The sequence below is a fragment of the Pseudomonas sp. PSB18 genome, assembly GCF_014596565.1.
Lineage (GTDB): Bacteria > Pseudomonadota > Gammaproteobacteria > Pseudomonadales > Pseudomonadaceae > Aquipseudomonas.
The window spans coordinates 161140-184343 of the sequence record NZ_NOIN01000008.1 but is presented as its reverse complement, the minus strand read 5'-3'; the positions used below and the strand labels follow the sequence as shown (position 1 = coordinate 184343).

Here is a 23204-nt window from a genome sequence, read left to right as displayed (position 1 = left end):
CAAAGAAAAAAAACGGCTTCATGTGGGAGCAAAGCTTGCTCGCGATGCAGGCACTGACTTTCACCTGTCACAACGAGGCGATCCCATCGCGAGCAAGCTCGGCTCCCACAGAAACCTGGCTCCCATGGAGCCAGTTTTCAGGATCAGGCTTGGGTCAGCTTCGCCGCGGCCTTCTCGAAACGGTCCAGGCCGGCGTCGATGTCGGCGTCTTCCACCACCAGGCTCGGGGCGAAACGGATCACGTCCGGGCCAGCTTGCAGGATCATCAGGCCTTCCTGTTCGGCGGCGTTGAAGATGTCCTTGGCCTTGCCTTTCCAGGCGTCGTTCAGCACGCAGCCGATCAACAGGCCCAGACCGCGCACCTGGGTAAACAGGCCGTACTTCTCGCCGATCTGCTCCAGGCGGGTCTTGAATTTGTCATGCTTGGCCTTGACCCCGCCGAGCACTTCAGGGGTGTTGACCACATCGATCACCGCCTCGGCCACCGCGCACGCCAGCGGGTTGCCGCCGTAAGTGGTGCCGTGGGTACCGACGACCAGGTGCTTGGCCAGCGCTTCGGTGGTGAGCATCGCCGCGATCGGGAAACCACCGCCCAGGCTCTTGGCGCTGGTGAGGATGTCCGGGACCACGCCGTAATGCATGTAGGCGAACAGTTCGCCGCTGCGGCCCATGCCGGTCTGCACTTCGTCGAACACCAGCAGCGCATTGTGCGCATCGCACAGGTCGCGAGCGCCTTGCAGGTAGGCTTGCTCGGCCGGCAGCACGCCGCCTTCACCCTGGATCGGTTCCAGCACCACGGCGCAGGTCTTGTCCGAAATGGCCGCTTTCAAGGCTGCCAGGTCGTTATAGGGCACGTGGGTGATGCCGGTGATTTTCGGACCGAAGCCATCGGAATATTTCGACTGCCCGCCGACGTTGACGGTGAACAGCGTGCGACCGTGGAAGCTGTTGAGCGCGGCGATGATTTCGTACTTTTCGGTGCCGAAACGATCGAATGCAACACGACGGGCCAGCTTGAAGGCGGCCTCGTTGGCTTCGGCGCCGGAGTTGCAGAAGAACGCACGCTCGGCGAATGTCGCGTCGACCAATTTATGGGCCAGGCGCAGGGCCGGCTCGTTGGTGAATACGTTGGAGACATGCCACAGCTTATTGGCCTGCTCGGTGAGCGCACCCACCAACGCCGGATGGGCGTGGCCCAACACGTTGACTGCAATGCCGCCGGCGAAATCGATCAACTCGCGGCCGGACTGGTCCCACACGCGGGAACCGGCGCCACGCACAGGAATGAAGGCAGCAGGCGCATAGTTGGGAACCATTACCTGGTCGAAATCGGCGCGTTGTACCGCGGCTTGCTCAACGGACATCGGAGTCTCCTGAAGAGAAACACTCGCCTGGAAATGGCGAGCTTGGTGAGGATTGTAAGGACAGTTTTCAGCCCGGCCTTGTCGCCAAGCGACAACTTCTTATAGCGCCAAACCCCGTTTTCATTGGGTTTATGGCAATGCGACAAATAGCGTCGCAAAGGCGCAGTTTAAACGTTGTCGGGGGACTTTAGGCGTCGACGTCCACATTTCCATTGCCAGCCACAGATCACCTGTGGGAGCGAGCCTGCTCGCGATAGCGCAATGTCAGTCGACATCGATGCCAACTGATCCGACGCCATCGCGAGCAGGCTCGCTCCCACAGTTATTTTGTGTAGACCGCCTTATTCGCGCCCTGCCCTCTGACGGGAGCCGCCTAACCCCGCTCGGCCGGCACCGACGACAATTCGAACGGGCTGCTGCTGCGTCGCTGGTTGCGATCTTCCCGCGGCGTGGCGCCGAAGAAGTTGCGGTAGGCACTGGAGAAGTGTGGTCCCGAGGAGAAGCCACAGGACAAGCCGATCTGGATGATGGATTTGCTGGTCTGCATCAGCATCTGCCGGGCCTTGTTCAGGCGCAGTTCCAGGTAATACTGGCTCGGCACACGGTTGAGGTACTGCTTGAAGATTCGCTCCAGTTGCCGGCGGGATACGCACACGTGCTGGGCGATTTCATCGGTAGTCAACGGCTCTTCGATGTTGGCCTCCATCAACAGCACCGCCTGGGTGAGCTTCGGATGGCTGGAGCCGAGGCGATTCTGCAGCGGAATGCGTTGGCGTTCGCCGCCCTCACGAATGCGTTCGACCACCAGCTCTTCCGACACTGCCCCGGCCAGTTCCGCGCCGTGATCGCGCGACAGCACCGCCAGCAGCAGGTCGAGCACCGACATGCCACCGCAGGCCGTCAGGCGGTCACGATCCCAGTCGAACAAATGGCTGGTGGCGATGACCTTGGGGAAACGTTCGGAGAAATCGTCCTGCCAGCGCCAGTGCACGGCGGCGCGATAACCATCGAGCAATCCCAATTGAGCCAGGGGATAGACACCGGCCGACAAGCCACCAATCACGCAACCGGCACGCACCAATTGCTTGAGTGCGCTGCTCAGGTTGGAGGCCAGCGCAGTCGGTGGCTCATCGGCCAGCAGGAACAGCTTCTGGAGGCCTTCGAGCTTGCCCGCCCAGGGTTCGCCGGGTAACTGCCAGGCGCCCTCGCCCGCCGGTTCGGCCTGCAGGAACGACAGTTCGTAGACCACCTCCGGGTGCACCCGCTGAGCGACACGCAAGGCCTCCTCTGCCAGCGCCAGCGTCAGGGCTTTGGTGCTGGGCCAAATCAGGAAACCAATTCGATGGGCAGTCATGGCGGGCGATCCGAAACGAAAACAGTGTTAAAGCCAAAAGCGGCTGCAACCAAATTAGACCATCTGGCACGTGGTGCGCAGCATGACCCAAATCAGGTGCGTAACGGGAGCAATTACTTGAGGCTGCCCGAAAGAAATTGCTGCAGGCGCTCCGATTGCGGATTGACCAGCACTTCACGCGGGTTGCCGCTCTCTTCGACGATGCCTTTGTGCAGGAACACCAGCTGGTTCGACACTTCGCGGGCAAAGCCCATTTCGTGGGTCACCACCACCATGGTCCGACCTTCCAGGGCCAGGGCCTGCATTACCTTGAGCACATCGCCCACCAGCTCCGGGTCGAGGGCCGACGTCGGTTCGTCGAACAACATGACTTCCGGCTCCATCGCCAGCGCCCGGGCAATCGCCACGCGCTGCTGCTCGCCGCCGGACATATGACCCGGATAGGCGTCCTTGCGATGGGCCACGCCCACTTTGTTGAGGTAATGCTCGGCCTTCTCGCGGGCCTCGGCCTTGGCGACGCCCAGGACATGCACCGGCGCTTCCATGATGTTTTCCAGCGCGGTCATGTGGGACCACAGGTTGAAATGCTGGAACACCATCGACAACCGCGAACGCATGCGCTGCAGTTGCTTGGGGTCCGCGGCCTTCAACGCGCCATCCTTGTTGGCCAGCAGCTTCAGCTCTTCGTTATTGAGCAGAATCTTGCCGGCATGGGGTTGCTCAAGCAGGTTGATGCAACGCAGGAAGGTACTTTTACCGGAGCCACTGGAGCCGATGATGCTGATCACATCGCCGGCGGCGGCCTTCAGGGACACGCCCTTGAGCACTTCGTGACTGCCATAGCGTTTATGCAGGTCTTGGACTTCGAGCTTGTACATGCGGTCGGTTCTCACAAAACGTCAGTCGTTGGGCAGTCGATCGGGTCGATGCGTTATCAATGCTTGCGCGGGGCCAGGTAACTCAGCCAGCGACGCTCGGCCAGCTTGAACAGGCGCACCAGGATGAAAGTCAGGCACAGGTAGAACACGCCGGCCGTGATGTAAGCCTCGAACGGCAGGTAATACTGGGCGTTTACCGTGCGCGCGGCACCGGTGATGTCGATCAGGGTCACGATGGAGGCCAGGCTGGTGGTCTGCAGCATCATGATCACTTCGTTGCTGTACTGCGGCAGCGCCCGGCGCAGGGCCGACGGCAACAGGATCCGGCGATACAACGTGAAGCGCGACATACCCATGGCCTTGGCCGCCTCGATCTCACCATTGGGCGTGGCCCGCAGGCTGCCGGCGATGATTTCAGCGGTGTAGGCGCTGGTGTTGATGGCGAACGCGAGACACGCACAGAACGTCGCGCTGGACAACCACGGCCAGAGGAAGCTCTCGCGCACGAACTCGAACTGCGCCAGCCCGTAGTAGATCAGGAACAGCTGAACCAGCATCGGCGTGCCGCGAATCACGTAGGTGTAGAGCCAGGCCGTCATGTTCACGACTGGCTGCTTGGAGACCCGCATCAGCCCCAGGGGCAGCGCCGCCAGCAGACCGAAGAACAGCGACAGTGCCAGCAACTTCAAGGTGGTCAGCAGGCCGCCGAAGTACAGCGGCAAGGCTTCATAGATGACGTTGTAGTCGAAGATCATAGATCAGCCGCCCTTACGCCTACCGAGTAGCGCTTCTCAAGGTGACGCAATGCCAGCAACGAGACGCTGGTGATCACCAGGTACATCGCCGCCACTGCCAGGAAGAAGGTGAAAGGCTCGCGGGTGGCATCCGCCGCCTGCTTGGCCTTGAACATCATGTCTTGCAGGCCCACCACCGAAATCAACGCGGTCGCCTTGGTCAACACCAGCCAGTTGTTGGTGAAGCCCGGAATCGCCAGACGAATCATCTGTGGCACCAGCACCCGGAAGAACACCTGGAAGCCGCTCATGCCATACGCCATGCCCGCCTCGGCCTGCCCCTTGGGGATCGCCATGAATGCGCCGCGAAAGGTTTCCGACAGGTAGGCGCCGAAGATGAAGCCCAGGGTGCCGATACCGGCCGCCAGCGGATTGAGGTCGATGTAGTCGTCATAACCGAGCATCGGCGCCACGCGGTTGAGCAGGTCCTGGCCGCCATAGAAAATCAGCAGGATCAGCACCAGGTCGGGAATACCGCGGATGACCGTGGAATACAGATCACCCAGCCACGCCAGCCAGCGCACCGGCGAGAGGCGCAACGCGACACCGATCAGTCCCAGGACGATGGCCAGGGCCATGGACGACAAGGCGAGCTGAAGCGTCAACCATGCGCCATCGAGGATGACAGCCCCGTAGCCTTTCAACATGATTCAGGTCCTCGAAAGTGGGATGTAAAAATGGCGCAAACCGCAGGGAGCCTGTTGCTTGCGCCATTTCGCACGAGTGGCGGGACGGTGTTACTTGCCGTAGATGTCGAAGGCGAAGTACTTGTCCTGAATGTCCTTGTATTTGCCGTTCTGGCGAATAGCGGCGATAGCGCCATTGATCTTGTCTTTCAGGGCGTCGCCCTTGCGAACCGCGATCCCTACGCCGTCGCCGAAGTATTTGACGTCGGTGAAGGCCGGCCCGACGAATGCAAAGCCTTTGCCGGCATCGGTCTTCAGGAAACCGTCATCCAACAGGGTAGCGTCTGCCACGGTACCGTCGAGGCGACCGGCGGAGACATCCAGGTAGATTTCGTTCTGCGAACCGTATGGTTTGATCTCGGCACCCAGCGGAGCGAGGACTTCACGGGCAAAACGCTCGTGGATCGAACCGCGCTGCACACCGATGTTCTTGCCCTTGAGTTCGGTCAGGCCATCGCTGACCTGGGTACCGGCCTTCATCACCAGACGGGCCGGGGTGTTGTAGTACTTGTTGGTAAAGTCCACGGACTTCTTGCGATCCTCAGTGATCGACATGGAGGACAGGATCGCGTCGATCTTGCGCACCTTGAGCGCCGGAATCAGACCGTCGAACTCCTGCTCGACCCACACGCACTTGACCTTCATTTCTTCGCACAGCGCATTGCCGATGTCGTAGTCGAAACCGACGATGCTGCCGTCCGGGGCTTTCGAGGCAAACGGAGGGTAAGCCGCTTCGATACCGATCTTCAGGGGCTTTTCATCGGCGAATGTCGGCAGGGACAGCACGGACAGTGCCAGGGCGCCAAGCAGCACAAGTTTCTTCATCTTGGGACTCCATCGGTAAAGGGCAAAACGGCAGAGTGAGCAACAGCCCAATATGCGAATGGGTGAAAACGAACGTAGGTGCTGCGTCCTAGGAGGCGGACGTTTTTATCAACGCAGGCCACGACGAGCGAGTGATCGGCATTCTAACGACAGGCCCGAAGCCGATATTTCTTCAATGCGACAACAAATTACAGAAGCATCGAGAAAGCGGTTCAAGCACATTGACAGCTCAGCAAATTCATGCAGGAGCGAAAGAAAGGAAACCAATACACATTGCAAATTGCGGGCCCATTATTCGCAAACCCTTCTAATCCGGCAAGCACAGCGTGTCGGCTTATTTTAACGAGAAGCTGCGAACGCCCTGATCCAGGGCTCGACGTTTCCCATCGCCTCGGTACGGTGCCTTTGGTTACACATTTCGAAACATCGGTAACGCTGCGAAAGGTCTGACGCTGAACGTCGATATTTATTCGTAGACCTTTCCACACTGATCATTCCCACGCTCCGCGTGGGAATGCAGCCAAGGACGCTCTGCGTCCCTGAGAGCCGAACGCGGAGCGTCCGTAGAGGCGTTCCCACGCGGAGCGTGGGAACGATCAGTCAGCTCCCAAGAAAAAGCCCCGCCCGGCAATTACCGGGCGGGGCTTTCAGGGATCACAAACCGTCGTCAGGCGACGTTCATGGTCTTGTGCGTCTCGATCAGATGCGCCACCACACCCGGATCGGCCAACGTGGAGATATCACCCAACCCGTCGTATTCCGCCGTGGCGATCTTGCGCAGGATGCGGCGCATGATCTTGCCGGAGCGGGTCTTCGGCAAGCCGGGTGCCCACTGGATGACATCCGGCGAAGCAATCGGACCGATCTCCTTGCGAACCCAGTTCTTCAGCTCCAGGCGCAAGGCTTCGCTGGTTTCTTCGCCGGCGTTGAGGGTGACGTAGACATAGATGCCCTGCCCCTTGATGTCGTGCGGCACACCCACCACCGCCGCTTCGGCGACTTTCGGGTGGGCGACCATGGCACTTTCGATCTCGGCCGTGCCCATGCGGTGGCCGGACACGTTGAGCACGTCATCCACCCGACCGGTGATCCAGTAATAGCCATCGGCATCGCGGCGCGCGCCGTCGCCGGTGAAATACATGCCGCTGAAGGTCTTGAAGTAGGTGTCGACGAAACGGTCATGGTCGCCGTACAGCGTCCGCGCCTGGCCTGGCCACGAATCGAGGATCACCAGGTTGCCTTCGGCCGCGCCTTCGATCAGGTTGCCGAGGTTGTCCACCAGCGCCGGCACCACGCCGAAGAACGGACGCGTGGCCGAACCCGGCTTCAACGCCGTGGCACCTGGCAGCGGGCTGATCAGCACGCCACCGGTCTCGGTCTGCCACCAGGTATCGACGATCGGGCAACGCTCCTTGCCGACGTTCTTGTAGTACCAATCCCAGGCTTCCGGGTTGATCGGCTCACCCACCGAACCCAAGAGACGCAGGCTGCTGCCATCGGCGCCTTCGACGGCGGCGGTACCCGAGGCCATCATCGCGCGGATAGCGGTCGGCGCGGTGTACAGGATATTGACCTTGTGCTTGTCGATGACCTGGGCCACCCGGGTGATGTCCGGGTAGTTCGGCACGCCTTCGAACAGCAGCGTGGTCGCGCCGTTCGCCAGCGGACCATAGACGATGTAGCTGTGGCCCGTGACCCAGCCAACGTCGGCGGTGCACCAGTAGACCTCGCCCGGCTTGTAGTCGAACACGCGCTCATGGGTCATGGCCGCATACAGCAAGTAGCCGGCCGTGGTGTGCTGCACGCCCTTTGGCTTGCCGGTGGAACCGGAGGTATAGAGGATGAACAGCGCTTCTTCAGCGCCCATTTCCTTCGGCGCGCAAACGGTACCGGCGACTTTCATCAGGTCTTCGTACCAGATGTCGCGGTGCTGGTTCCACTTGATGTTGCCCGCCGTGCGCTTGCACACGATGACTTTCTGGATGCTGCTGGTTTCCGGGTTGGTCAGCGCGTCGTCGACGTTGGCCTTGAGGGGGATCTTTTTACCGGCGCGAATGCCTTCGTCGGCGGTGATCACCACTTTGGATTTGCAGTCGATGATGCGACCGGCCAGCGCTTCAGGCGAGAAACCACCGAACACCACCGAATGAATCGCGCCGATCCGGGTACAGGCCAGCATGGCGACCACGGCCTCGGGGATCATCGGCATATAGATCGTCACCACGTCACCGCGATGCACGTCCTGGCCGCGCAGGGCGTTGGCGAACTTGCAGACTTCTTCGTGCAGCTCACGGTAAGTGATCTTGCGACTCTCGGCCGGGTCATCGCCCTCCCAGATAATCGCGACCTGATCGCCACGTTCAGCCAGGTGACGGTCGAGGCAGTTGTAGGAAACGTTCAAGGTGCCGTCGGCAAACCACTTGATATCGACATGGTGATCGTCGAAGGACGTCTGCTTCACCGTGGTGAACGGCTTGATCCAGTCGAGGCGCTTGGCCTGCTCGCGCCAGAAACCATCCGGGTTGACCACCGACTGTTGGTACATGGCCTTGTAGGTCGCCTCGTCAGTCAGCGTACTGGCTGCTACCTCGGGACGAACGGGATACAGAGAAGCCGCACTCATGTTTCTTACCTCGGTGACATAGTTGTTTTTGTATGGTCCCGTTGTAGCCCGGGGCGGGCCTATAGAACCATTCGACGATGGTAGTAACAAGTCCCTACAAAATGTCGGTACTAACGTGCAAGCCCCCTATCACAACAACTCCCCTGTGGGAGCGGGCCTGCTCGCGATGACGCCAGCCAATCCAAAACAGATCCAACAGGAAGTCTTCGACTCCTCGCGATTATTACCAAATCAACCAAAAGTCTTTATCAAAACCCGGTCTGTTTGCATCCACCCCCACTCCCTAGAATTCACTCCGCCAACCGGCAAACACGATTGACGCAACACAGCCCCCACGAAGGCCGTTAATCAAACTTCCCAAACCTGCTCCACACGCAACCCCAAAAAGGTTGCGTGACCCCACTCGACCTCAAAAAAGGTGAAATCAGATGAAAGCTTTATGGGTTCTGGTCCTCGGCAGCCTCTGCGCAACGGCGATGGCTGACGAGGCCCCGACCGATGTCGCCCAGCAGAAACCTGCCATTGAGGAGTACACCTACTCCACCCACCTGGACATCGCCAGAATCATCTCCATGAGCGCCGTCCCGAACGTCTGCGAAGTGGTCCCGGCAAAGATGGAATACGAAGACTCCAAGGGCCAGCGCCACATCCTGCGCTACAGCCTCATGGGCAACGGCTGCTCCAACGGCTGATCATTACCGCTATTTTCCAGGGCCCGATTTTGATCGGGCCTGGTTGTGTCTGGCGACGTCGAAAACCCTCCCCAAACACAACATGTAGTGTAAAAACGCAAAAACAGCTCGTTTTTTGATCAAAAAAACACGCTATCCGATTCATGCAAAAAAAATCTATAACCGCCAAAGCCTTGTAAACCCTCGCTCCAACGCGAATACGCCCCCCACCGCGCCCTCCGTGGGCTATTTCGCCGCAGCACGTAGGCAAAAAAGTCCTTATAATGCCGCCTTAAACGGGCCTGCAATATTCCCTTACAGGGGATCAAGCCAGCCTGAAGCCCACGCAAAGGCCTATCGCCTCTTCGCGTTCACCGCCGCTTCAGCATGACCCGTACATTTTTCTGTTTATTGCCTGCGTCAGCTGCAAGAAACGATTTTCCAAGATCCACCGCCGCCAGCAGGCCTTCACCAGGCTTCTGGCCCTCACGCAGGAGACGACACGTCATGCTGAGCTGGGACGAATTCGACAAAGAAGACGGCGAAGTCGCTGTAAAAGGCGCCAACGCCGGCCACGCTTCTGAAGCCAACATGGACCGCCTCGACAGCGCCGGCGGTGCCGCCGCGCTCGAAGCCCGCGCCGTGACGGCCAGCGACTCGGCCGCGATCATTCGCGCCAAGGCCGCCCTCGACAAACTCGACGTCGCCGAAGGCCTCGCTGAACTCGAAGGCGCCTCCGCCCGTGTCGCCGTCGATGAAAAGCGCATGATCAACTGCCGCGCCGACCTCAACCAGCTCGTGCCATTCAAATACGACTGGGCCTGGCAGAAGTACCTGGACGGCTGCGCAAACCACTGGATGCCGCAAGAAGTCAACATGACCGCCGACATCGCCCTCTGGAAAAACCCGGAAGGCCTGACCGACGACGAACGCCGCATCGTGATGCGCAACCTGGGCTTCTTCTCCACCGCCGACTCCCTGGTCGCCAACAACCTGGTTCTGGCCGTATACCGCCTGATCACCAACCCGGAATGCCGCCAGTACATCCTGCGCCAGGCCTTCGAAGAGGCGATCCACACCCACGCCTACCAGTACTGCATCGAATCGCTGGCCATGGATGAAGGCGAAATCTTCAACATGTACCACGAGATCCCATCGGTCGCGAAAAAAGCCGCCTGGGGCCTGAAATACACCCGCTCGATCTCCGATCCGAAGTTCGAAACCGGCACCCCGGAAACCGACAAAGAGTTGCTGCGCAACCTGATCGCCTACTACTGCGTCCTGGAAGGCATCTTCTTCTATTGCGGCTTCACCCAGATCCTCTCCATGGGCCGCCGCAACAAGATGACCGGCGTCGCTGAGCAGTTCCAATACATCCTGCGCGACGAATCCATGCACCTGAACTTCGGCATCGACGTGATCAACCAGATCAAGATCGAAAACCCACACCTGTGGGATGCCGAAATGAAGGAAGAAGCGACCCAGATGATCCTGCAGGGTACGCAGCTGGAAATCGAATACGCCCGCGACACCATGCCTCGCGGCGTGTTGGGCATGAACGCGGCGATGATGGAAGACTATCTGAAGTTCATCGCTAACCGTCGTCTGTCGCAGATTGGTCTTAAGGAAGAGTATCCAGGGACTACGAACCCGTTCCCTTGGATGAGCGAGATCATGGACTTGAAGAAAGAGAAGAACTTCTTTGAGACGCGAGTGATTGAGTATCAGACGGGTGGTGCGCTTAGCTGGGATTGATGTCGAGAGAAAAATCCCAAGCTGACCTATCAGCTAACGCTTAACTAAAAACCCCGTGAAAACGGGGTTTTTTGCATTCTGCCCTACACACCCTGGCCACTGTCGGGTGAATAGCTGTGATTTTGAATTGGGTTGAAAACATTCAGTGCAACCCGCCCCATCACCCGCTATTAATACCCTCCCCTTCAAGGATCCGAGCCCCTCATGAAATTCGACCTCGCCTACTGCCGCAGCCTCGACGACAAGTTGTCGATCTATGACGTGCGCGACTTGAATTTTGACGAAACGGTGGATTTCGATTCGGCGAAGGAGCAATTCCAGTGCCCCAACGATGCCTGTCGGGCGGCGTTCGATGCGGCGAATGTGTTGGGTACGTTCAACGCCAAGAATGTGAATTATGTGCGCACGCCGCATTTCAAGAACATCCCCAGCACGCGGCATGTCGAGGGTTGTCCTTATGCCAGCTTGAAAACCCCGACAACCGGTCTGGAGGCGGACGCATCGGAAGCGGATGACGGTCGGGAGGAACACTTTCCTTCGGAGCTGTTACTGACCCGGCGTGAATATGTGCGCAAGCCTTCCAGCCCGGCGGTGGCGGCGGACGTGATGCGCGATGAGCGAGTGCCTTCAGCCGCCAGCCATCGCGAGCACACCAGCCGTGATTCGGCGCCGGACAAGACCAGTGTCTTCGCCCATCCGGTGGAGTGCTTTGTATCGAACTTCGCGGACAAGGACCTGCTCAAGCGCATGCCGCTGAAGATTGGCGAGCACACGGCGCCCTATGCATCGTTCTTCAAGAAGATCGAATACCTGTTGGACAACAAGGGGCTGATCTACTGGGGCAAGATCAAGAAGATCGAGGATTATCACAGCGCCAGTTTTCGCGTCGACTTCGAGCAAAAGGTCTGGGTCAAGTTACCGGGCGAGGCGAAGAAGCGGCCCTATTCGGTCAACGTTTACCTGAGCAAGAAGCTGATTGATCAGTACCGTAAGCGCAAAGCGTTCCTGGAAGAGATCAAGCATGCCGCCGAGAGCGAGCGGGATCTGTATTGCTTCTTCTATGGCGTGACGCCGGAGCTGAAACAGGTGCCGAGCAAGAAAAACCCCGAGCAGACGTTCGGGGTGTTCAGTGCCCAGATTGAGAACCTGGATCACTTCATTATTCGTGAAGCGCCGGGGTTGGCTGAGGGCTAGCGGCCAGCCTCACGCCCATGCTGAAGACCGCCGGTCATTGATCAAAAAAATGAGATTGATCCGGCTTCAAAACAACTGTACAAAAACACAGTATTTTTGAATTCACTGCTTTGGAGAATCCCATGGCCTCTCTCGCAATCAAAACCACCCTGGAACGCATCGCTGTCTATCAATTCACCCCTGCCCACAGCGCACAGGCCCGAGCCATGCTCGGCTGGAGCGTCGAGGAGCTGTCCCGGCAGTCCGGGGTTTCGGTCAAGGCTATCCGGCGCTTCGAAGCGGGAGGCGAGTTGCTAGATGTGACACGCCTGGCGCTGGCGTTCTGCCTTGAAGCCGAAGGCTTGGTGTTCTTCCCCGGCTTTGCACCGGGGCGAGGCATGAACATCAAGGGCGCCACACCGGACCCGGCGGGGCGACCCGACTACGCGATGATCGAATAGCGGGGTCGTTGCATCAGGCCGCGCCTGTCTGGTTCTGATAGGCCGAGGCCTCCACATCCAGCCACCAGGCATGGCCACGATGTGGATGGGTCAGGGTGAAGGCCTCACCCATTTGCGGCGTGGTGATGGGCACGTTGCGCTCCCAGGCCAGGGCCAGGATGCGGTCGAAGGGTTCAAACCAGGCATGCATCGCCAGGTCGAACGTGCCATTGTGAATCGGCAGCAGCCAACGGCCCCTGAGGTCGATATGCGCCTGGAGGGTCTGCTCCGGCTGCATGTGGACATGGGGCCAATCGACGTTATAGGCGCCGGTTTCCATCAGCGTCAGGTCAAAGGGGCCGTATCGCTCGCCGATGCGTTTGAAACCGTCGAAGTAGCCGGTGTCGCCGCTGAAGAAGATCCGCGTGCCGCCGTCGATCATCACCCATGACGCCCATAGCGTGCTGTTGCCATCGAACAGACCGCGACCGGAAAAATGCTGCGACGGCGTGGCTATGAACTCGATGCCATCCACTTCGGTACCTTGCCACCAATCCAGCTGACGTACCTTGCTGGCCTCGATACCCCATTTGACCAGGGTGTCACCCACGCCGAGGGGCGTCAGGAAGTGCCGGGTCTTGGCGGCAAGCTTGAGGATCGCCTGGTGGTCGAGGTGGTCGTAATGGTCATGGGAAAGGATCACCGCCTCGATCGGCGGCAGATCCTCCAGGCTGATGGGCGGTTGATGGAAACGCTTGGGACCGGCCCATTGCACGGGCGATGCACGGTCGGAGAAAACCGGGTCGGTGATCCAGAATTTATCGCGCAGCTTGAGCAGAACCGTTGAATGGCCAAGACGGAACACACTCTGGTTCGGTGCTGCCAGCAACTCGGCGCGTGTCAGCGGTTGAACGTTGATGGCGCCCGCCGGCCGGGTGGTGCGCGGTTTGTGAAGCAGCATGTTCCAGATGATGCGCAGCATCTGGCCGAACCCTTCTCGTGGGGTATGGGCGTGATTGCGATACTTCCCTTGTTCGTGTCGGGAGGCAGGGCTGGCAGCCGTGCTGTCGGTCGAGGAAGCTGGAATGCTCATGGTGCGATAACTCCAAGGACGTCGCCGAAAATGCGCTTCGCCGTTGCGGGACATGAGTGGCTGCGAGCGTTCACGCTCAATCGCTCACGCTAAATCTACACCATTCGGTGTAGTTTCTAGATTGCATGAATCCTGGGAGTAAGTAAACTGCCGAGTGTAACCCCACCCTTCTCAACCGACGAATGCCCATGACCGCACCGCAACGCCTTACCGAACGAAAACGCGAAGCCATTCTCCAGGCCGCGATTGCCGAGTTTCGCAGCAGCGGTTTCGAGATCACCAGCATGGACAAGATCGCGGCGACCGCCGGTGTGTCGAAGCGTACGGTGTACAACCATTTTCCCAGCAAGGAAGAATTGTTTGCTGAAATCCTGAATCGGCTGTGGAACAGCATCACCGCTGAACAGGAGATGGCCTATAACCCGTTGGAGCCTTTACGTGAGCAGTTGCGTCAGTTGCTGCAAGCCAAACTGCAGCTGCTGTCGGAGGAGAACTTCCTCGACCTGGCGCGTATCGCCATTGCCGCGACCATACATTCTCCCGAGCGTGCCCAAGACATGGTGTCGCGCATGGGCCAGCGTGAAGAAGGCCTCACCACTTGGATTCGCCAAGCCCAGGTCGACGGCCGGCTAAAGCCCGTGGAGCCGGAATTTGCTGCCCAGCAAATGCACGGTTTGATCAAGACCTTCGCCTTCTGGCCGCAGGTATCCATGGGGCAGCCAAGCCTGACCCATGAGGAGCAAGCACAGGTGATCGAGTCAGCCCTCGACATGTTCCTGGTTCGCTACCAGGCTTGAGTGCCTGCCACCGGGAGTCGCGGTAAGGCGGGTCACTGCGCCGAGGGAGTGTTCACGAATTTCTGGTGCATCTCGGTGGTCAGGCTGTCGATACGCTCGGTCAGTGCCTTGGTCATTTCCGTCAGGCGGGTGTTCTGCTCCAACAATTCGAGCAATTGCGCCGTATTGTGCGCGGCCTGGGCCTGACGCTCGGTGTTGGCAACGGCCAGGGCTTCGCGATGTTGCGCATCGGCTTCCGCCTGGGCTTTATCCCGAGCGGCCTGGCGGGTTTGCGCCAGCAGGATCAGCGGGGCGGCGTAGGCCGACTGCAGACTGAATGCCAGATTGAGCAAGATGAACGGGTAGGCATCGAAATGAACGACGCCTGACAGGTTCAAACCGACCCAGATCAGCACGATCAGGGTCTGCGCGCCGAGGAACATCGGCGTGCCGAAAAAACGCGCGAACGACTCCGCTCGCAACGCAAAGCGATCATTCCCGAAGGTCGGCCCCAAGTGCGCGTGAGGCCGATGAAAACGCAAGTGATCAACGGGAGCTGCGGGGGTGGATTGGTAAGGGGTCGCCATGATGTTCTCCGCCTGGACTGGTGCTAAAGGCACTATAACCGCTGGACGATCATCATCTAACCCAGCGCGCTCCGCTCGTGAAACATCAGCGCTGCCGCAAACTACGCCCCAACTCGTCGAACAGTGTCACCACCGAACGCAAGGCGCGACAGTCTGGTCGTGTCAGCAGCCAGAGCGCCGTGTCATAGCCCGCCAGCGGTTCGCCGAAGGGGATCAGGCCCTGGTCTTCACCGATCAGAAAGTCCGGCAACGCGGCGACACCCAAACCGGCCCGCGCCAACTCGGCGACTGAGAGCATGCTGTTGCAGCGATAGGCCGGCATCACGCCGGGGAGATGTTGTCGGCGCCAGGCCACGGTGGGGTGATCGGGGAGGAAGTCGTCCGGGGCGATCCAGGTCAGGGCGGCCAAATCATCCAGATTCGCGCCGGGCAGGTAGGCCGGGCTTCCACAGACTCGGTAGACGACATCGCCCAAGTGTCGACCCACCAGATGTTCCGGCGGCGTGCGGGTCAGGCGCAAGGCGATGTCGGCATCGCGGCGACTCAGGTTGGCGAAGTCGTTCGAGGTGCTCAATTCGAGGGTCAATGCTGGATAGGCCGGCATGAACCGCGCCAGTGCCGGCAACAGCAACGCTTGCAGGACCGCATCGGTGCAGGTCAGGCGCACCGTACCGGTGACCACCTCACCGCCCTGCTCCACACCGATACGCGCCGCCTCCAGGGCCTGTTCGGCACGCTCGGCCTGTTCGGACAGCGTCTGGGCCAGGCTCGTGGGCAAATACCCGGCACGGCTTTTTTCGAACAGGGGTTGACCCAGGGCCGCCTCGAGCCGGCGTACCGAGCGGAATACCGTGGACACATCCACGTCCAGCAACCGCGCAGCCCGAGCCAGCGAGCCACCACGGACCAATGCCAGGATCAAAGAGAGATCCGGATATTCCAGACGATAGTGCGCAGCTGCATTGATCACTTGGATAAACGCCAATATTGAGTGCGTGAACGCCAATCTATAGTGGCGGCCAGGAATCAACAAGCGGCGAGCCCTCCATGGAAATCCAGCGTCCTTTGCACATCGCCTTGATCGGCGACCACGACCCGCAGATAACGGCCCATCGGGCCATTCCCATTGCACTTGATCTCGTCAGCAGGCAAACCGGCCATGGCGTCAGCTTTCAATGGTTGGCGACGGATCTGATCGCCAACACTACCCCTCTGGACGACTTCGACGGCATCTGGTGCGTGCCCGGCAGCCCCTACCGAAATGAAAACGGCGCGTTGCACGCCATTCGCTTTGCCCGTGAACAGCGTCGCCCTTTCCTGGGCACCTGCGGTGGTTTTCAGCACGCTGTGCTGGAATACGCGCGCCACGTGATGGGCTGGACCGATGCCGCCCACGGCGAGACCTCCCCTGAAGCGGAACGGGCGCTGCTGACGCCGCTGAGCTGTGCCTTGGTCGAAACCATCGACAGCCTTCAGCTTGTTGCGGGGTCGTTGATTGCCGAGGCCTATGGCCGCCAGACAGTGTTCGAAGGTTATCGCTGCCGCTTTGGGGTCAATCCCGCATTTGAGCGGGATTTGCTGAGCGACCGCCTGCATGCCGTAGCCCGGGATTCGGCCGGCGAATTGCGGGCCGTGGAACTGCGGGATCATCCGTTCTTCGTCGCAACCCTGTTCCAACCCGAACGCGCAGCGCTGGAGGATCGTGTGCCGCCGCTGGTCACGGCCTTTGTCGAAGCGTGTGCGAGGGAGAGGCCATGAGCGGTCAGTATTACGCCGTGATTTTCACCTCCCTGCGTACGGAGGGAGATCAGGGGTATGCCGAAGCTGCCGAGCGCATGGTGGCGCTGGCGAAAGAACAGCCAGGATTTCTCGGCATCGAATCGGCCCGGGGCGAAGAAGGCCTGGGTATAACCGTGTCGTACTGGAGCAGCGAGGCGGCGATTCTGGCCTGGAAGCAACATCCCGAACACAGCGCAATCCGCGAGCGTGGCCGCTCTACCTGGTATGCCTATTGCCATACACGGGTGTGCAAGGTCGAACGGGATTACGCGTTCCGACGCCAGTCCTGACATCCACCACCAATCCCCCTGTGGGAGCGAGCCTGCTCGCGATAGCGGTGGGTCTGCTGGCATCCACGCCGACTGTGCCGACGCCATCGCGAGCAGGCTCGCTCCCACACTTTTCAGCGTCGTGCATCCGAATCACGCCCCACCACAAGTCCCCTGTGGGAGCGAGCCCGCTCGCGATAGCGGTGGGTCTGCCTGCACCCATGCTGATTGTGCCGACGCCTTCGCGAGCAGGCTCGCTCCCACAGGACTTGCGGCGAGGGATCAGCCATCGACCAACTGCCGCACCGCCACGATTTCCGGCAGGTCGCTGCGCGCCATGTACACCCGCAGAGGTTCGGTGAGGTTGAGGCGATCATCGATGTTCTGGTCCAGCAGCAACTGGATCCGGTCGCGCTTGAGGGTCATGGTGCCGTCCGTGACAGGCGCCCAGACGAATTCGCAGGTAGGGATAATGCCGTCGTCCGCCACGTCCATGCCAAAGGCATCTTCGCTGAAGCGCACGATGTATTGGCCGGTCTTGCGGTTCAGGCCGACAAAACCCTTGAGTTGGTCGGCGGCCTGGCAGATCAAGGTTGAAGTGGTGCGCATGGTAAACCTCATGGATGCGTCCCGCTGGACGTCTGATCGATGGTTTACACGCAGGGCAGGCGAATGCTGGTTCAGGTTTCCCTCTGCCGGGGAAACTGCTGCGGCCAAGGGTACTGCAAACCTGCCTGCAAAGGCGTGGGAAAAATCTGTTTCCCGCAGATTTATGTCGGGCTGGCGATAGCGCTCAGAGCGTTCAGTTGTTAAAAGATAGGTTTTGCACAACGACGAAAGGATCTCGAGCATGCCCGTCACCTTCACCCGTAGCGCGTTGATGCTGAGCCTGTTGCTCGGCTTCGGTCAGACACAGGCCGCCGAGGCGCCGAACCCCAAGGCCTTGGCCACCCGCCAAGGTATCCCCCACCCGGCGGTCATCGCCCACCGTGGCGCTTCGTTCGATGCGCCGGAATCCACCGCAGCCTCCTACAAGCTGGCCCGCGACCTCGGTGCCGATTACCTGGAACTGGACCTGCAACGCAGCAAGGACGGCGTGCTGTTCGTCCTGCACGATGACAGCCTGCTGCGCACCACGGACGTCGCGACCAAGTTCCCCGAGCGCAAGGACAGCAGCGCCAACGCATTCACCATGGCCGAGCTCAAGACCCTCGATGCCGGCAGCTGGTTCAACACCGCCTACCCGGACCGCGCGCGCCCAGGGTTCGCGGGGCTGAAGATCCTGACCCTCGATGAAGTCATCGACATCGCCGAAGGTAATCCGCAGCACAAACCGGGGCTGTACATCGAAACCAAGGAGCCGAAGCTGTTCCCCGGCATCGAACGCGACCTGAAGGACAAATTGCAGGACCGCGGCTGGCTGAGCCCGGCCGGGTCCAAGTTGGCCAAAAGCGCCACCGGCGTAGGCCAGGGCAAAGGCAAAGTGGTCTTGCAGACCTTCGAGAAGAGCAGCCTGGAACTGCTGCACAAGGAAATGCCGAAGGTGCCGAAGGTCCTGCTGCTGTGGGTGGGCGAAGGCAACATCGAGCCCAAGTCCAAGGTGACATTCGCCGAGTCCGGTGAAACCGACAAGGCGGCCTACTACGCCAAGCAGCAACCCAAGGACCGCGCCGAGTTCGAGAAATGGGTCCAGTACGCCAAGGCCCAGGGGGCCATTGGTACCGGACCGTCCGCCGCGCTGACCCACGGCGGCAGCCAGAGCTATGCGGACCTGGTGCAGCCATGGATGAACCAATACACCCACGACCAGGGTTTGCTGGTGCATGTCTACACCGTGGATGAGCCGGTGGACTTCAAGAAAGTGATGGATGCCGGCGTGGATGGCATTTTCACCAACCGGGCCAGTGAATTGCTCAAGTACTTCAAGCGTCCCGAAACTGGCAGTGTGACGCAGTTGCTGGAAAAGAACGGCTATTGATCAACTGTGGGAGCAATGCTTGCTCCCACAGACTTCACTGTTCTTGTCCCAACAAACCCTACTTCAGCAGTCCCGCGCAAAGGTTTTCGAATTAAGGGTGAATTAAGTTGCCACAGTTAATCTGGTCCCACTTAAACGACACCCCCAAGGAAAGACCTTATGAAAACTTTGACTGCCCTGTTCACTGCCGCTGCCCTGACTCTCACTGCCGGCCTGGCCCAAGCCGACGTGCGGGTCGACCAGATCCCCCAGCTGGTCAAGGAAGGCAAAATCAAATCCCTTGAATCGATGAACGCAGAAGCCCTGAAGTTGCATCCGGGCGCGACCATCACCGATACCGACCTGGACAATCACTTCAACGGTTATGAGTATGAAGTTGAACTGAAAACCGCCGACGGCAAAGAGTTCGATGTCGACTTCGACGCCACTACCGGTAAAGTCCTGAGCAACAAGCAGGATACTTGATTCATCCGCTGGAAAAGAGCCGTGCAACTTCCCATTGCGCGGCTCTTTTTTTGCCTGGCAGAAACCTGTCGGCTACCCACAACTGTCACAAAACCATCAAGAAGTCTTGCCATGATCTCGCCCAAGTGAACCTGTAGCCACCACAGGCACTTCCCGCCAGCGAGCCTTCATGAACCACAGCATTGACCAAAGCCACCGCGACCCAGACCTGTTCGGCCTGCTCTACGGGTTTCGTTTTCGTCCCGGCGAGCGCGGACGGGAAATCGATTCGGCCCAAGCCCTGCAAAGCCTGCAACAACCGCAAGACGCCGATGAATTCCTCTGGCTGCACCTGAACCTGGCCCATGCCGCCTGCGAGCGCTGGATGAAAAGTCAGCTGGCCTTGCCGCAGGAGTTTTTCGAAGCCTTGCACGAAGGCTCACGTTCGACCCGCATCGAGCATGTGGACTCGGCACTGCTGGCCGTGGTGAACGATGTCGTGTTCAACCTGAGCAACCTGGTCTCCTCGGACGTCTCCACCTTGTGGGTCTGCGTTCATAGTCGATTGATCGTCAGCGCACGGCTGCAACCCCTGCATTCGGTCGACAAGCTGCGCTCATCGGTCAAGGCCGGCGAATGCTTTCGCTCGCCATTGGAACTGCTCGTCCATCTGCTGCGCGACCAGGGCGAAGTGCTGACCCAGATCGTGCGCAAGACCAGCCTCAGCGTCGACCAGATCGAGGATCAATTGCTCTCTTCGCGACTGTCCACCAACCGCGCCGAACTCGGCGCCCAACGCCGGGTACTGGTGCGCCTGCAACGCCTGCTGGCGCTGGAACCGGGCTCATTGCTGCGCCTGCTCAACCGACCGCCGCAATGGCTGCAGAAAGAAGACGTCAAGGAGCTGCGCAAATCCACCGAGGAATTCGCTCTGATCATCAACGATCTCACTGCCCTGGGTGAACGGATCAAGCTGTTGCAGGAAGAGATCGCCGCCAATCTCAACGAACAGACCAACCGCACCTTGTTCACCCTGACGGTGGTCACGGTACTGGCCTTGCCGATCAACATCATCGCCGGTTTCTTTGGTATGAACGTCGGCGGCGTGCCACTGGCCACTGATCCCGAGGGCTTCTGGATTCTTGTAGCGCTGGTGGCCACCTTTACGCTGATCGCCGGTCGCTGGGCGTTTCGCAAGCAAAAGGACCATTGAGATTGACCTGTCTAGACAATCCCATTTGTCGGTGCACCGGGATTTAAAAGTCTTTTTGTCATCTCTCCTGCGGTATCCTGCCCGGGCTTTATGAAAGCGAGGATCTACCAGATCTACCAACAGACTTTGCGAGGAGCGCGATATGCACGAGATTCCTAATCTCCCCTTCCCAAGCCTGCACGACACTGAGCAGACGACCACGCTACAGGCCGGAGGGCAACCAGACGCCCGGCAACCCGAGCCCAAGGAAGCCACTGAACGCCGCCAGGCCGACAGCGAAGACTGATCCACCCGCACCACCAGACCGTGTGGAAAGCGCAGGCTCTGGACGAAAAGCCTTGATACTCGTTCATGCTGCGTTGAAAACAGCCTCGGAATGCTCATGTACTCCAGTACACTGCGCTTCCTCGGCTGTTTTCGCCTTGCCTGACCTTCGTCTCAAGACTTTTCGTACAGAGCCTAAGATGCGCTTTCCATACTGCCTGAATCCCGAGCCCATACCATGACCGATGACACCTCCTCCTTCAGCAAAGCCCAGGCCAGCGTGCTGATCGGCACCACTGAAAAAATGGTCGAAATCTGGATGCGCCTTTCACCCGAGAAACAAGCCGCGCTGCTGGCCCGTTTCGGCACCGAAGAAAATGCCCTCGCCGCACTGGTCACCACACACCTGGTCGCCGGGCAAAACGACGACTGACCGGCAAATAGTTTTACTTTCCCACGCTTCATTCCCACACGCGCCGTTATCATAAGCAGCCTATCTATCCTGCTGCTCCGTGGACCCTTTCCCATGTCAGATTCCCAGCGCCCCCTGGCGGTCACGCTGCAAGTCGTTTCCATCGTCCTCTTCACCTTCATCGGCTATTTGAATATCGGCATTCCCCTGGCCGTGCTGCCCGGGTTCGTCCACGGCGAGTTGGGTTTTGGCGCGGTGATCGCCGGGCTGGTGATCAGCGTCCAGTACCTGGCTACCCTCCTCAGCCGTCCTTACGCAGGCAAGATCATCGACAACCTGGGCAGCAAGCGCGCCGTCATCTTCGGCCTCGCCGGGTGTGGCTTGAGCGGCGTGTTCATGCTCGCGTCCGCCTGGACCCATGAGCTGCCGACCCTAAGCCTGATCAGCCTGCTGATCGGTCGCCTGGTGCTGGGCAGCGCGGAAAGCCTGGTGGGCTCGGGCTCGATTGGCTGGGGCATCGGCCGGGTCGGCGCCGCGAATACCGCCAAGGTGATTTCCTGGAACGGCATCGCCAGTTATGGCGCGCTGGCGATAGGCGCGCCGCTGGGGGTGTGGCTGGTCAAGTCCCTGGGGCTGTGGAGCATGGGCGTCAGCATCATCCTGCTGGCCGTGCTGGGGGTGGCGCTGGCCTGGCCGAAAACCGCCGCGCCCATCGTCGTCGGCGAACGCCTGCCATTCATGCATGTGCTGGGGCGCGTCCTGCCCCATGGCTGCGGCCTGGCCCTGGGTTCCATCGGTTTCGGCACCATCGCCACGTTCATTACCCTGTACTACGCGACCCAGCACTGGGACAACGCGGTGCTGTGCCTGAGCCTGTTCGGCGCCTGCTTCATCGGCGCCCGCTTGCTGTTCGGCAATCTGATCAATCGCCTGGGGGGCTTTCGGGTGGCGATTGCCTGCCTGTCGGTGGAAACCCTTGGCTTGCTGCTCTTATGGCTGGCACCCGATGCGCAGTGGGCCCTGGCGGGCGCGGCGTTGAGTGGCTTCGGTTTTTCGCTGGTATTTCCGGCACTGGGTGTCGAGGCCGTCAACCTGGTGCCGGCTTCCAGCCGTGGGGCGGCGGTGGGCGCCTACTCGCTGTTCATTGATCTGTCGCTGGGGATCACCGGGCCGTTGGCCGGTGCGATTGCGGCAGGGTTTGGCTTTGCCTCGATCTTCCTGTTCGCGGCCTTGGCAGCGCTCGGCGGCCTGGGGTTGAGCGTCTACCTGTACCGGCAGGCGCCGAGGTATCGCGAGGAACGCAATAGAAGCTAGAAGTCTACCTTGCCCCGCCCGGCCTTGATCGACCCGCGCTTGCTCTTGGACTCCAGGCGACGCGTCTTCGACCCCAGGGTCGGTTTGGTCGGGCGGCGCTTCTTCTCGACCTTGGTGGCGCTGAGGATCAGTTCGGCCAGGCGTTCCAGTGCATCGGCCCGGTTCTGTTCCTGAGTCCGGTACTGCTGGGCCTTGATGATCAACACGCCGTCGCTGGTGATGCGGCTGTCACGCAGGGCCAGCAGCCGCTCCTTGTAGAACTCCGGGAGTGACGACGCCGGGATGTCGAAGCGCAGATGCACGGCGCTGGACACCTTGTTGACATTCTGCCCCCCGGCGCCCTGGGCGCGGATGGCCGTCAGCTCGATCTCGGCATCGGGGATGTGCACGTTGTTGGAAATCGCCAGCATGGAAGATGTCCGGTATCAGGCCCCACAGAATACCCCGAATCCCAGGAACAACGCTCCACCCCTGTGGGAGCGAGCCTGCTCGCGATTGCGGTGTGCCAGCCA

Annotated in this window: 25 protein-coding genes; 13 read left to right on the top strand and 12 right to left on the bottom strand. The window is 60.0% G+C overall.

Features of this window, described 5'->3' with window-relative positions; translation table 11 throughout:
* Window positions 1-143 precede the first annotated feature (143 nt).
* From CGA22_RS19690 to acs, 7 genes are all read right to left on the bottom strand, one after another.
* Window positions 144-1364, bottom strand: a complete 1221-nt coding sequence (locus tag CGA22_RS19690; protein WP_041023507.1) for an aspartate aminotransferase family protein — start codon at window positions 1362-1364, stop codon at window positions 144-146.
* A 373-nt stretch (window positions 1365-1737) separates the two neighbouring features.
* Window positions 1738-2718, bottom strand: coding sequence for a transcriptional regulator ArgR (gene argR / locus CGA22_RS19685; RefSeq protein ID WP_041023508.1), 981 nt, complete (start codon window positions 2716-2718; stop codon window positions 1738-1740).
* A gap of 113 nt (window positions 2719-2831) precedes the next feature.
* On the bottom strand, window positions 2832-3596 hold the full coding sequence (locus CGA22_RS19680) for an ABC transporter ATP-binding protein (RefSeq protein WP_041023509.1): 765 nt from the start codon (window positions 3594-3596) through the stop codon (window positions 2832-2834).
* 56 nt (window positions 3597-3652) lie between these two features.
* Complete coding sequence (locus tag CGA22_RS19675) at window positions 3653-4351, bottom strand: ABC transporter permease (RefSeq protein ID WP_041023510.1); 699 nt, start codon at window positions 4349-4351, stop codon at window positions 3653-3655.
* Window positions 4348-5037: an ABC transporter permease gene (locus tag CGA22_RS19670; RefSeq protein ID WP_025215109.1), complete on the bottom strand. Its 690-nt coding sequence runs from the start codon at window positions 5035-5037 to the stop codon at window positions 4348-4350. Before CGA22_RS19670 ends, CGA22_RS19675 begins: the two co-directional genes overlap by 4 nt.
* A gap of 90 nt (window positions 5038-5127) precedes the next feature.
* On the bottom strand, window positions 5128-5901 hold the full coding sequence (locus CGA22_RS19665) for an ABC transporter substrate-binding protein (protein ID WP_041023511.1): 774 nt from the start codon (window positions 5899-5901) through the stop codon (window positions 5128-5130).
* Window positions 5902-6568: 667 nt separating this feature from the next.
* A complete protein-coding gene (gene acs, locus CGA22_RS19660) occupies window positions 6569-8524 on the bottom strand; it encodes an acetate--CoA ligase (protein ID WP_041023370.1) in 1956 nt (651 codons plus the stop codon).
* A 428-nt stretch (window positions 8525-8952) separates the two neighbouring features.
* Between acs and CGA22_RS19655 the strand changes: the two genes are divergently transcribed.
* The 4 genes from CGA22_RS19655 (at window position 8953) to CGA22_RS19640 (ending at window position 12584) form a co-directional block, all read left to right on the top strand.
* Entirely contained in the window at window positions 8953-9216 is a 264-nt protein-coding gene (locus CGA22_RS19655) for a DUF2790 domain-containing protein (protein WP_041023371.1), read from the top strand.
* A gap of 486 nt (window positions 9217-9702) precedes the next feature.
* Complete coding sequence (locus tag CGA22_RS19650; protein WP_024776511.1) at window positions 9703-10950, top strand: ribonucleotide-diphosphate reductase subunit beta; 1248 nt, start codon at window positions 9703-9705, stop codon at window positions 10948-10950.
* A gap of 204 nt (window positions 10951-11154) precedes the next feature.
* On the top strand, window positions 11155-12144 hold the full coding sequence (locus tag CGA22_RS19645; protein WP_041023372.1) for a hypothetical protein: 990 nt from the start codon (window positions 11155-11157) through the stop codon (window positions 12142-12144).
* Between the two features lie 122 nt (window positions 12145-12266).
* The gene (locus tag CGA22_RS19640; protein WP_024779566.1) at window positions 12267-12584 is read left to right on the top strand and encodes a multiprotein-bridging factor 1 family protein; all 318 of its coding nucleotides are present in this window, start codon (window positions 12267-12269) and stop codon (window positions 12582-12584) included.
* Window positions 12585-12597: 13 nt separating this feature from the next.
* Here the strand turns inward: CGA22_RS19640 and CGA22_RS19635 are convergent, their stop codons facing one another.
* Window positions 12598-13656 carry an MBL fold metallo-hydrolase gene (locus CGA22_RS19635; protein WP_041023373.1) on the bottom strand — a complete coding sequence of 353 codons (1059 nt, stop codon included), beginning with the start codon at window positions 13654-13656 and terminating at the stop codon, window positions 12598-12600.
* Window positions 13657-13844: 188 nt separating this feature from the next.
* Between CGA22_RS19635 and CGA22_RS19630 the strand changes: the two genes are divergently transcribed.
* Window positions 13845-14453, top strand: a complete 609-nt coding sequence (locus tag CGA22_RS19630; protein ID WP_041023374.1) for a TetR/AcrR family transcriptional regulator — start codon at window positions 13845-13847, stop codon at window positions 14451-14453.
* 32 nt (window positions 14454-14485) lie between these two features.
* Here the strand turns inward: CGA22_RS19630 and CGA22_RS19625 are convergent, their stop codons facing one another.
* Together CGA22_RS19625 and CGA22_RS19620 are read right to left on the bottom strand one after the other, a co-directional pair.
* Complete coding sequence (locus CGA22_RS19625) at window positions 14486-15019, bottom strand: DUF1003 domain-containing protein (protein ID WP_041023375.1); 534 nt, start codon at window positions 15017-15019, stop codon at window positions 14486-14488.
* A gap of 85 nt (window positions 15020-15104) precedes the next feature.
* Window positions 15105-16052, bottom strand: coding sequence for a LysR family transcriptional regulator (locus CGA22_RS19620; protein WP_084213785.1), 948 nt, complete (start codon window positions 16050-16052; stop codon window positions 15105-15107).
* 14 nt (window positions 16053-16066) lie between these two features.
* On the opposite strand from CGA22_RS19620, the gene CGA22_RS19615 reads away from it, so the two are divergent.
* Window positions 16067-16777 carry a CTP synthase gene (locus CGA22_RS19615; RefSeq protein ID WP_041023376.1) on the top strand — a complete coding sequence of 237 codons (711 nt, stop codon included), beginning with the start codon at window positions 16067-16069 and terminating at the stop codon, window positions 16775-16777.
* Window positions 16774-17088 (top strand): antibiotic biosynthesis monooxygenase family protein, encoded by a 315-nt coding sequence (locus CGA22_RS19610; RefSeq protein WP_041023377.1) that lies wholly within the window; start codon window positions 16774-16776, stop codon window positions 17086-17088. Before CGA22_RS19615 ends, CGA22_RS19610 begins: the two co-directional genes overlap by 4 nt.
* A 261-nt stretch (window positions 17089-17349) precedes the next feature.
* Here the strand turns inward: CGA22_RS19610 and CGA22_RS19605 are convergent, their stop codons facing one another.
* The gene (locus CGA22_RS19605; protein ID WP_041020756.1) at window positions 17350-17676 is read right to left on the bottom strand and encodes a DUF2025 family protein; all 327 of its coding nucleotides are present in this window, start codon (window positions 17674-17676) and stop codon (window positions 17350-17352) included.
* Window positions 17677-17917: 241 nt separating this feature from the next.
* On the opposite strand from CGA22_RS19605, the gene CGA22_RS19600 reads away from it, so the two are divergent.
* From CGA22_RS19600 to CGA22_RS19575, 6 genes are all read left to right on the top strand, one after another.
* A complete protein-coding gene (locus tag CGA22_RS19600; protein ID WP_041020757.1) occupies window positions 17918-19045 on the top strand; it encodes a glycerophosphodiester phosphodiesterase in 1128 nt (375 codons plus the stop codon).
* A gap of 159 nt (window positions 19046-19204) precedes the next feature.
* Complete coding sequence (locus tag CGA22_RS19595) at window positions 19205-19510, top strand: PepSY domain-containing protein (protein ID WP_007963131.1); 306 nt, start codon at window positions 19205-19207, stop codon at window positions 19508-19510.
* Window positions 19511-19679: 169 nt separating this feature from the next.
* On the top strand, window positions 19680-20702 hold the full coding sequence (locus tag CGA22_RS19590) for a transporter (protein ID WP_041020758.1): 1023 nt from the start codon (window positions 19680-19682) through the stop codon (window positions 20700-20702).
* A 142-nt stretch (window positions 20703-20844) separates the two neighbouring features.
* Complete coding sequence (locus tag CGA22_RS19585) at window positions 20845-20988, top strand: hypothetical protein (protein WP_162843596.1); 144 nt, start codon at window positions 20845-20847, stop codon at window positions 20986-20988.
* Window positions 20989-21204: 216 nt separating this feature from the next.
* Complete coding sequence (locus CGA22_RS19580) at window positions 21205-21399, top strand: hypothetical protein (RefSeq protein WP_041020759.1); 195 nt, start codon at window positions 21205-21207, stop codon at window positions 21397-21399.
* A 93-nt stretch (window positions 21400-21492) separates the two neighbouring features.
* Window positions 21493-22692, top strand: coding sequence for an MFS transporter (locus CGA22_RS19575; RefSeq protein ID WP_041020760.1), 1200 nt, complete (start codon window positions 21493-21495; stop codon window positions 22690-22692).
* Here CGA22_RS19575 and arfB read toward each other — a convergent pair.
* Window positions 22689-23102, bottom strand: a complete 414-nt coding sequence (gene arfB, locus CGA22_RS19570) for an alternative ribosome rescue aminoacyl-tRNA hydrolase ArfB (RefSeq protein ID WP_041020761.1) — start codon at window positions 23100-23102, stop codon at window positions 22689-22691. The two genes, CGA22_RS19575 and arfB, sit on opposite strands and share 4 nt — an antisense overlap.
* Window positions 23103-23204 lie beyond the last annotated feature (102 nt).

Coding starts and splice junctions, on each gene's coding strand:
- argR (WP_041023508.1), bottom strand. CDS start 2,718: ATGACTGCCCATCGAATTGGTTTCCTGATTTGGCCCAGCACCAAAGCC.
- CGA22_RS19575 (WP_041020760.1), top strand. CDS start 21,493: ATGTCAGATTCCCAGCGCCCCCTGGCGGTCACGCTGCAAGTCGTTTCC.
- CGA22_RS19635 (WP_041023373.1), bottom strand. CDS start 13,656: ATGAGCATTCCAGCTTCCTCGACCGACAGCACGGCTGCCAGCCCTGCC.
- CGA22_RS19690 (WP_041023507.1), bottom strand. CDS start 1,364: ATGTCCGTTGAGCAAGCCGCGGTACAACGCGCCGATTTCGACCAGGTA.
- CGA22_RS19610 (WP_041023377.1), top strand. CDS start 16,774: ATGAGCGGTCAGTATTACGCCGTGATTTTCACCTCCCTGCGTACGGAG.
- CGA22_RS19640 (WP_024779566.1), top strand. CDS start 12,267: ATGGCCTCTCTCGCAATCAAAACCACCCTGGAACGCATCGCTGTCTAT.
- CGA22_RS19605 (WP_041020756.1), bottom strand. CDS start 17,676: ATGCGCACCACTTCAACCTTGATCTGCCAGGCCGCCGACCAACTCAAG.
- CGA22_RS19625 (WP_041023375.1), bottom strand. CDS start 15,019: ATGGCGACCCCTTACCAATCCACCCCCGCAGCTCCCGTTGATCACTTG.
- CGA22_RS19585 (WP_162843596.1), top strand. CDS start 20,845: ATGCACGAGATTCCTAATCTCCCCTTCCCAAGCCTGCACGACACTGAG.
- CGA22_RS19670 (WP_025215109.1), bottom strand. CDS start 5,037: ATGTTGAAAGGCTACGGGGCTGTCATCCTCGATGGCGCATGGTTGACG.
- CGA22_RS19630 (WP_041023374.1), top strand. CDS start 13,845: ATGACCGCACCGCAACGCCTTACCGAACGAAAACGCGAAGCCATTCTC.
- CGA22_RS19595 (WP_007963131.1), top strand. CDS start 19,205: ATGAAAACTTTGACTGCCCTGTTCACTGCCGCTGCCCTGACTCTCACT.
- CGA22_RS19580 (WP_041020759.1), top strand. CDS start 21,205: ATGACCGATGACACCTCCTCCTTCAGCAAAGCCCAGGCCAGCGTGCTG.
- CGA22_RS19600 (WP_041020757.1), top strand. CDS start 17,918: ATGCCCGTCACCTTCACCCGTAGCGCGTTGATGCTGAGCCTGTTGCTC.
- CGA22_RS19655 (WP_041023371.1), top strand. CDS start 8,953: ATGAAAGCTTTATGGGTTCTGGTCCTCGGCAGCCTCTGCGCAACGGCG.
- CGA22_RS19615 (WP_041023376.1), top strand. CDS start 16,067: ATGGAAATCCAGCGTCCTTTGCACATCGCCTTGATCGGCGACCACGAC.
- CGA22_RS19665 (WP_041023511.1), bottom strand. CDS start 5,901: ATGAAGAAACTTGTGCTGCTTGGCGCCCTGGCACTGTCCGTGCTGTCC.
- CGA22_RS19650 (WP_024776511.1), top strand. CDS start 9,703: ATGCTGAGCTGGGACGAATTCGACAAAGAAGACGGCGAAGTCGCTGTA.
- arfB (WP_041020761.1), bottom strand. CDS start 23,102: ATGCTGGCGATTTCCAACAACGTGCACATCCCCGATGCCGAGATCGAG.
- CGA22_RS19675 (WP_041023510.1), bottom strand. CDS start 4,351: ATGATCTTCGACTACAACGTCATCTATGAAGCCTTGCCGCTGTACTTC.
- CGA22_RS19590 (WP_041020758.1), top strand. CDS start 19,680: ATGAACCACAGCATTGACCAAAGCCACCGCGACCCAGACCTGTTCGGC.
- CGA22_RS19645 (WP_041023372.1), top strand. CDS start 11,155: ATGAAATTCGACCTCGCCTACTGCCGCAGCCTCGACGACAAGTTGTCG.
- acs (WP_041023370.1), bottom strand. CDS start 8,524: ATGAGTGCGGCTTCTCTGTATCCCGTTCGTCCCGAGGTAGCAGCCAGT.
- CGA22_RS19680 (WP_041023509.1), bottom strand. CDS start 3,596: ATGTACAAGCTCGAAGTCCAAGACCTGCATAAACGCTATGGCAGTCAC.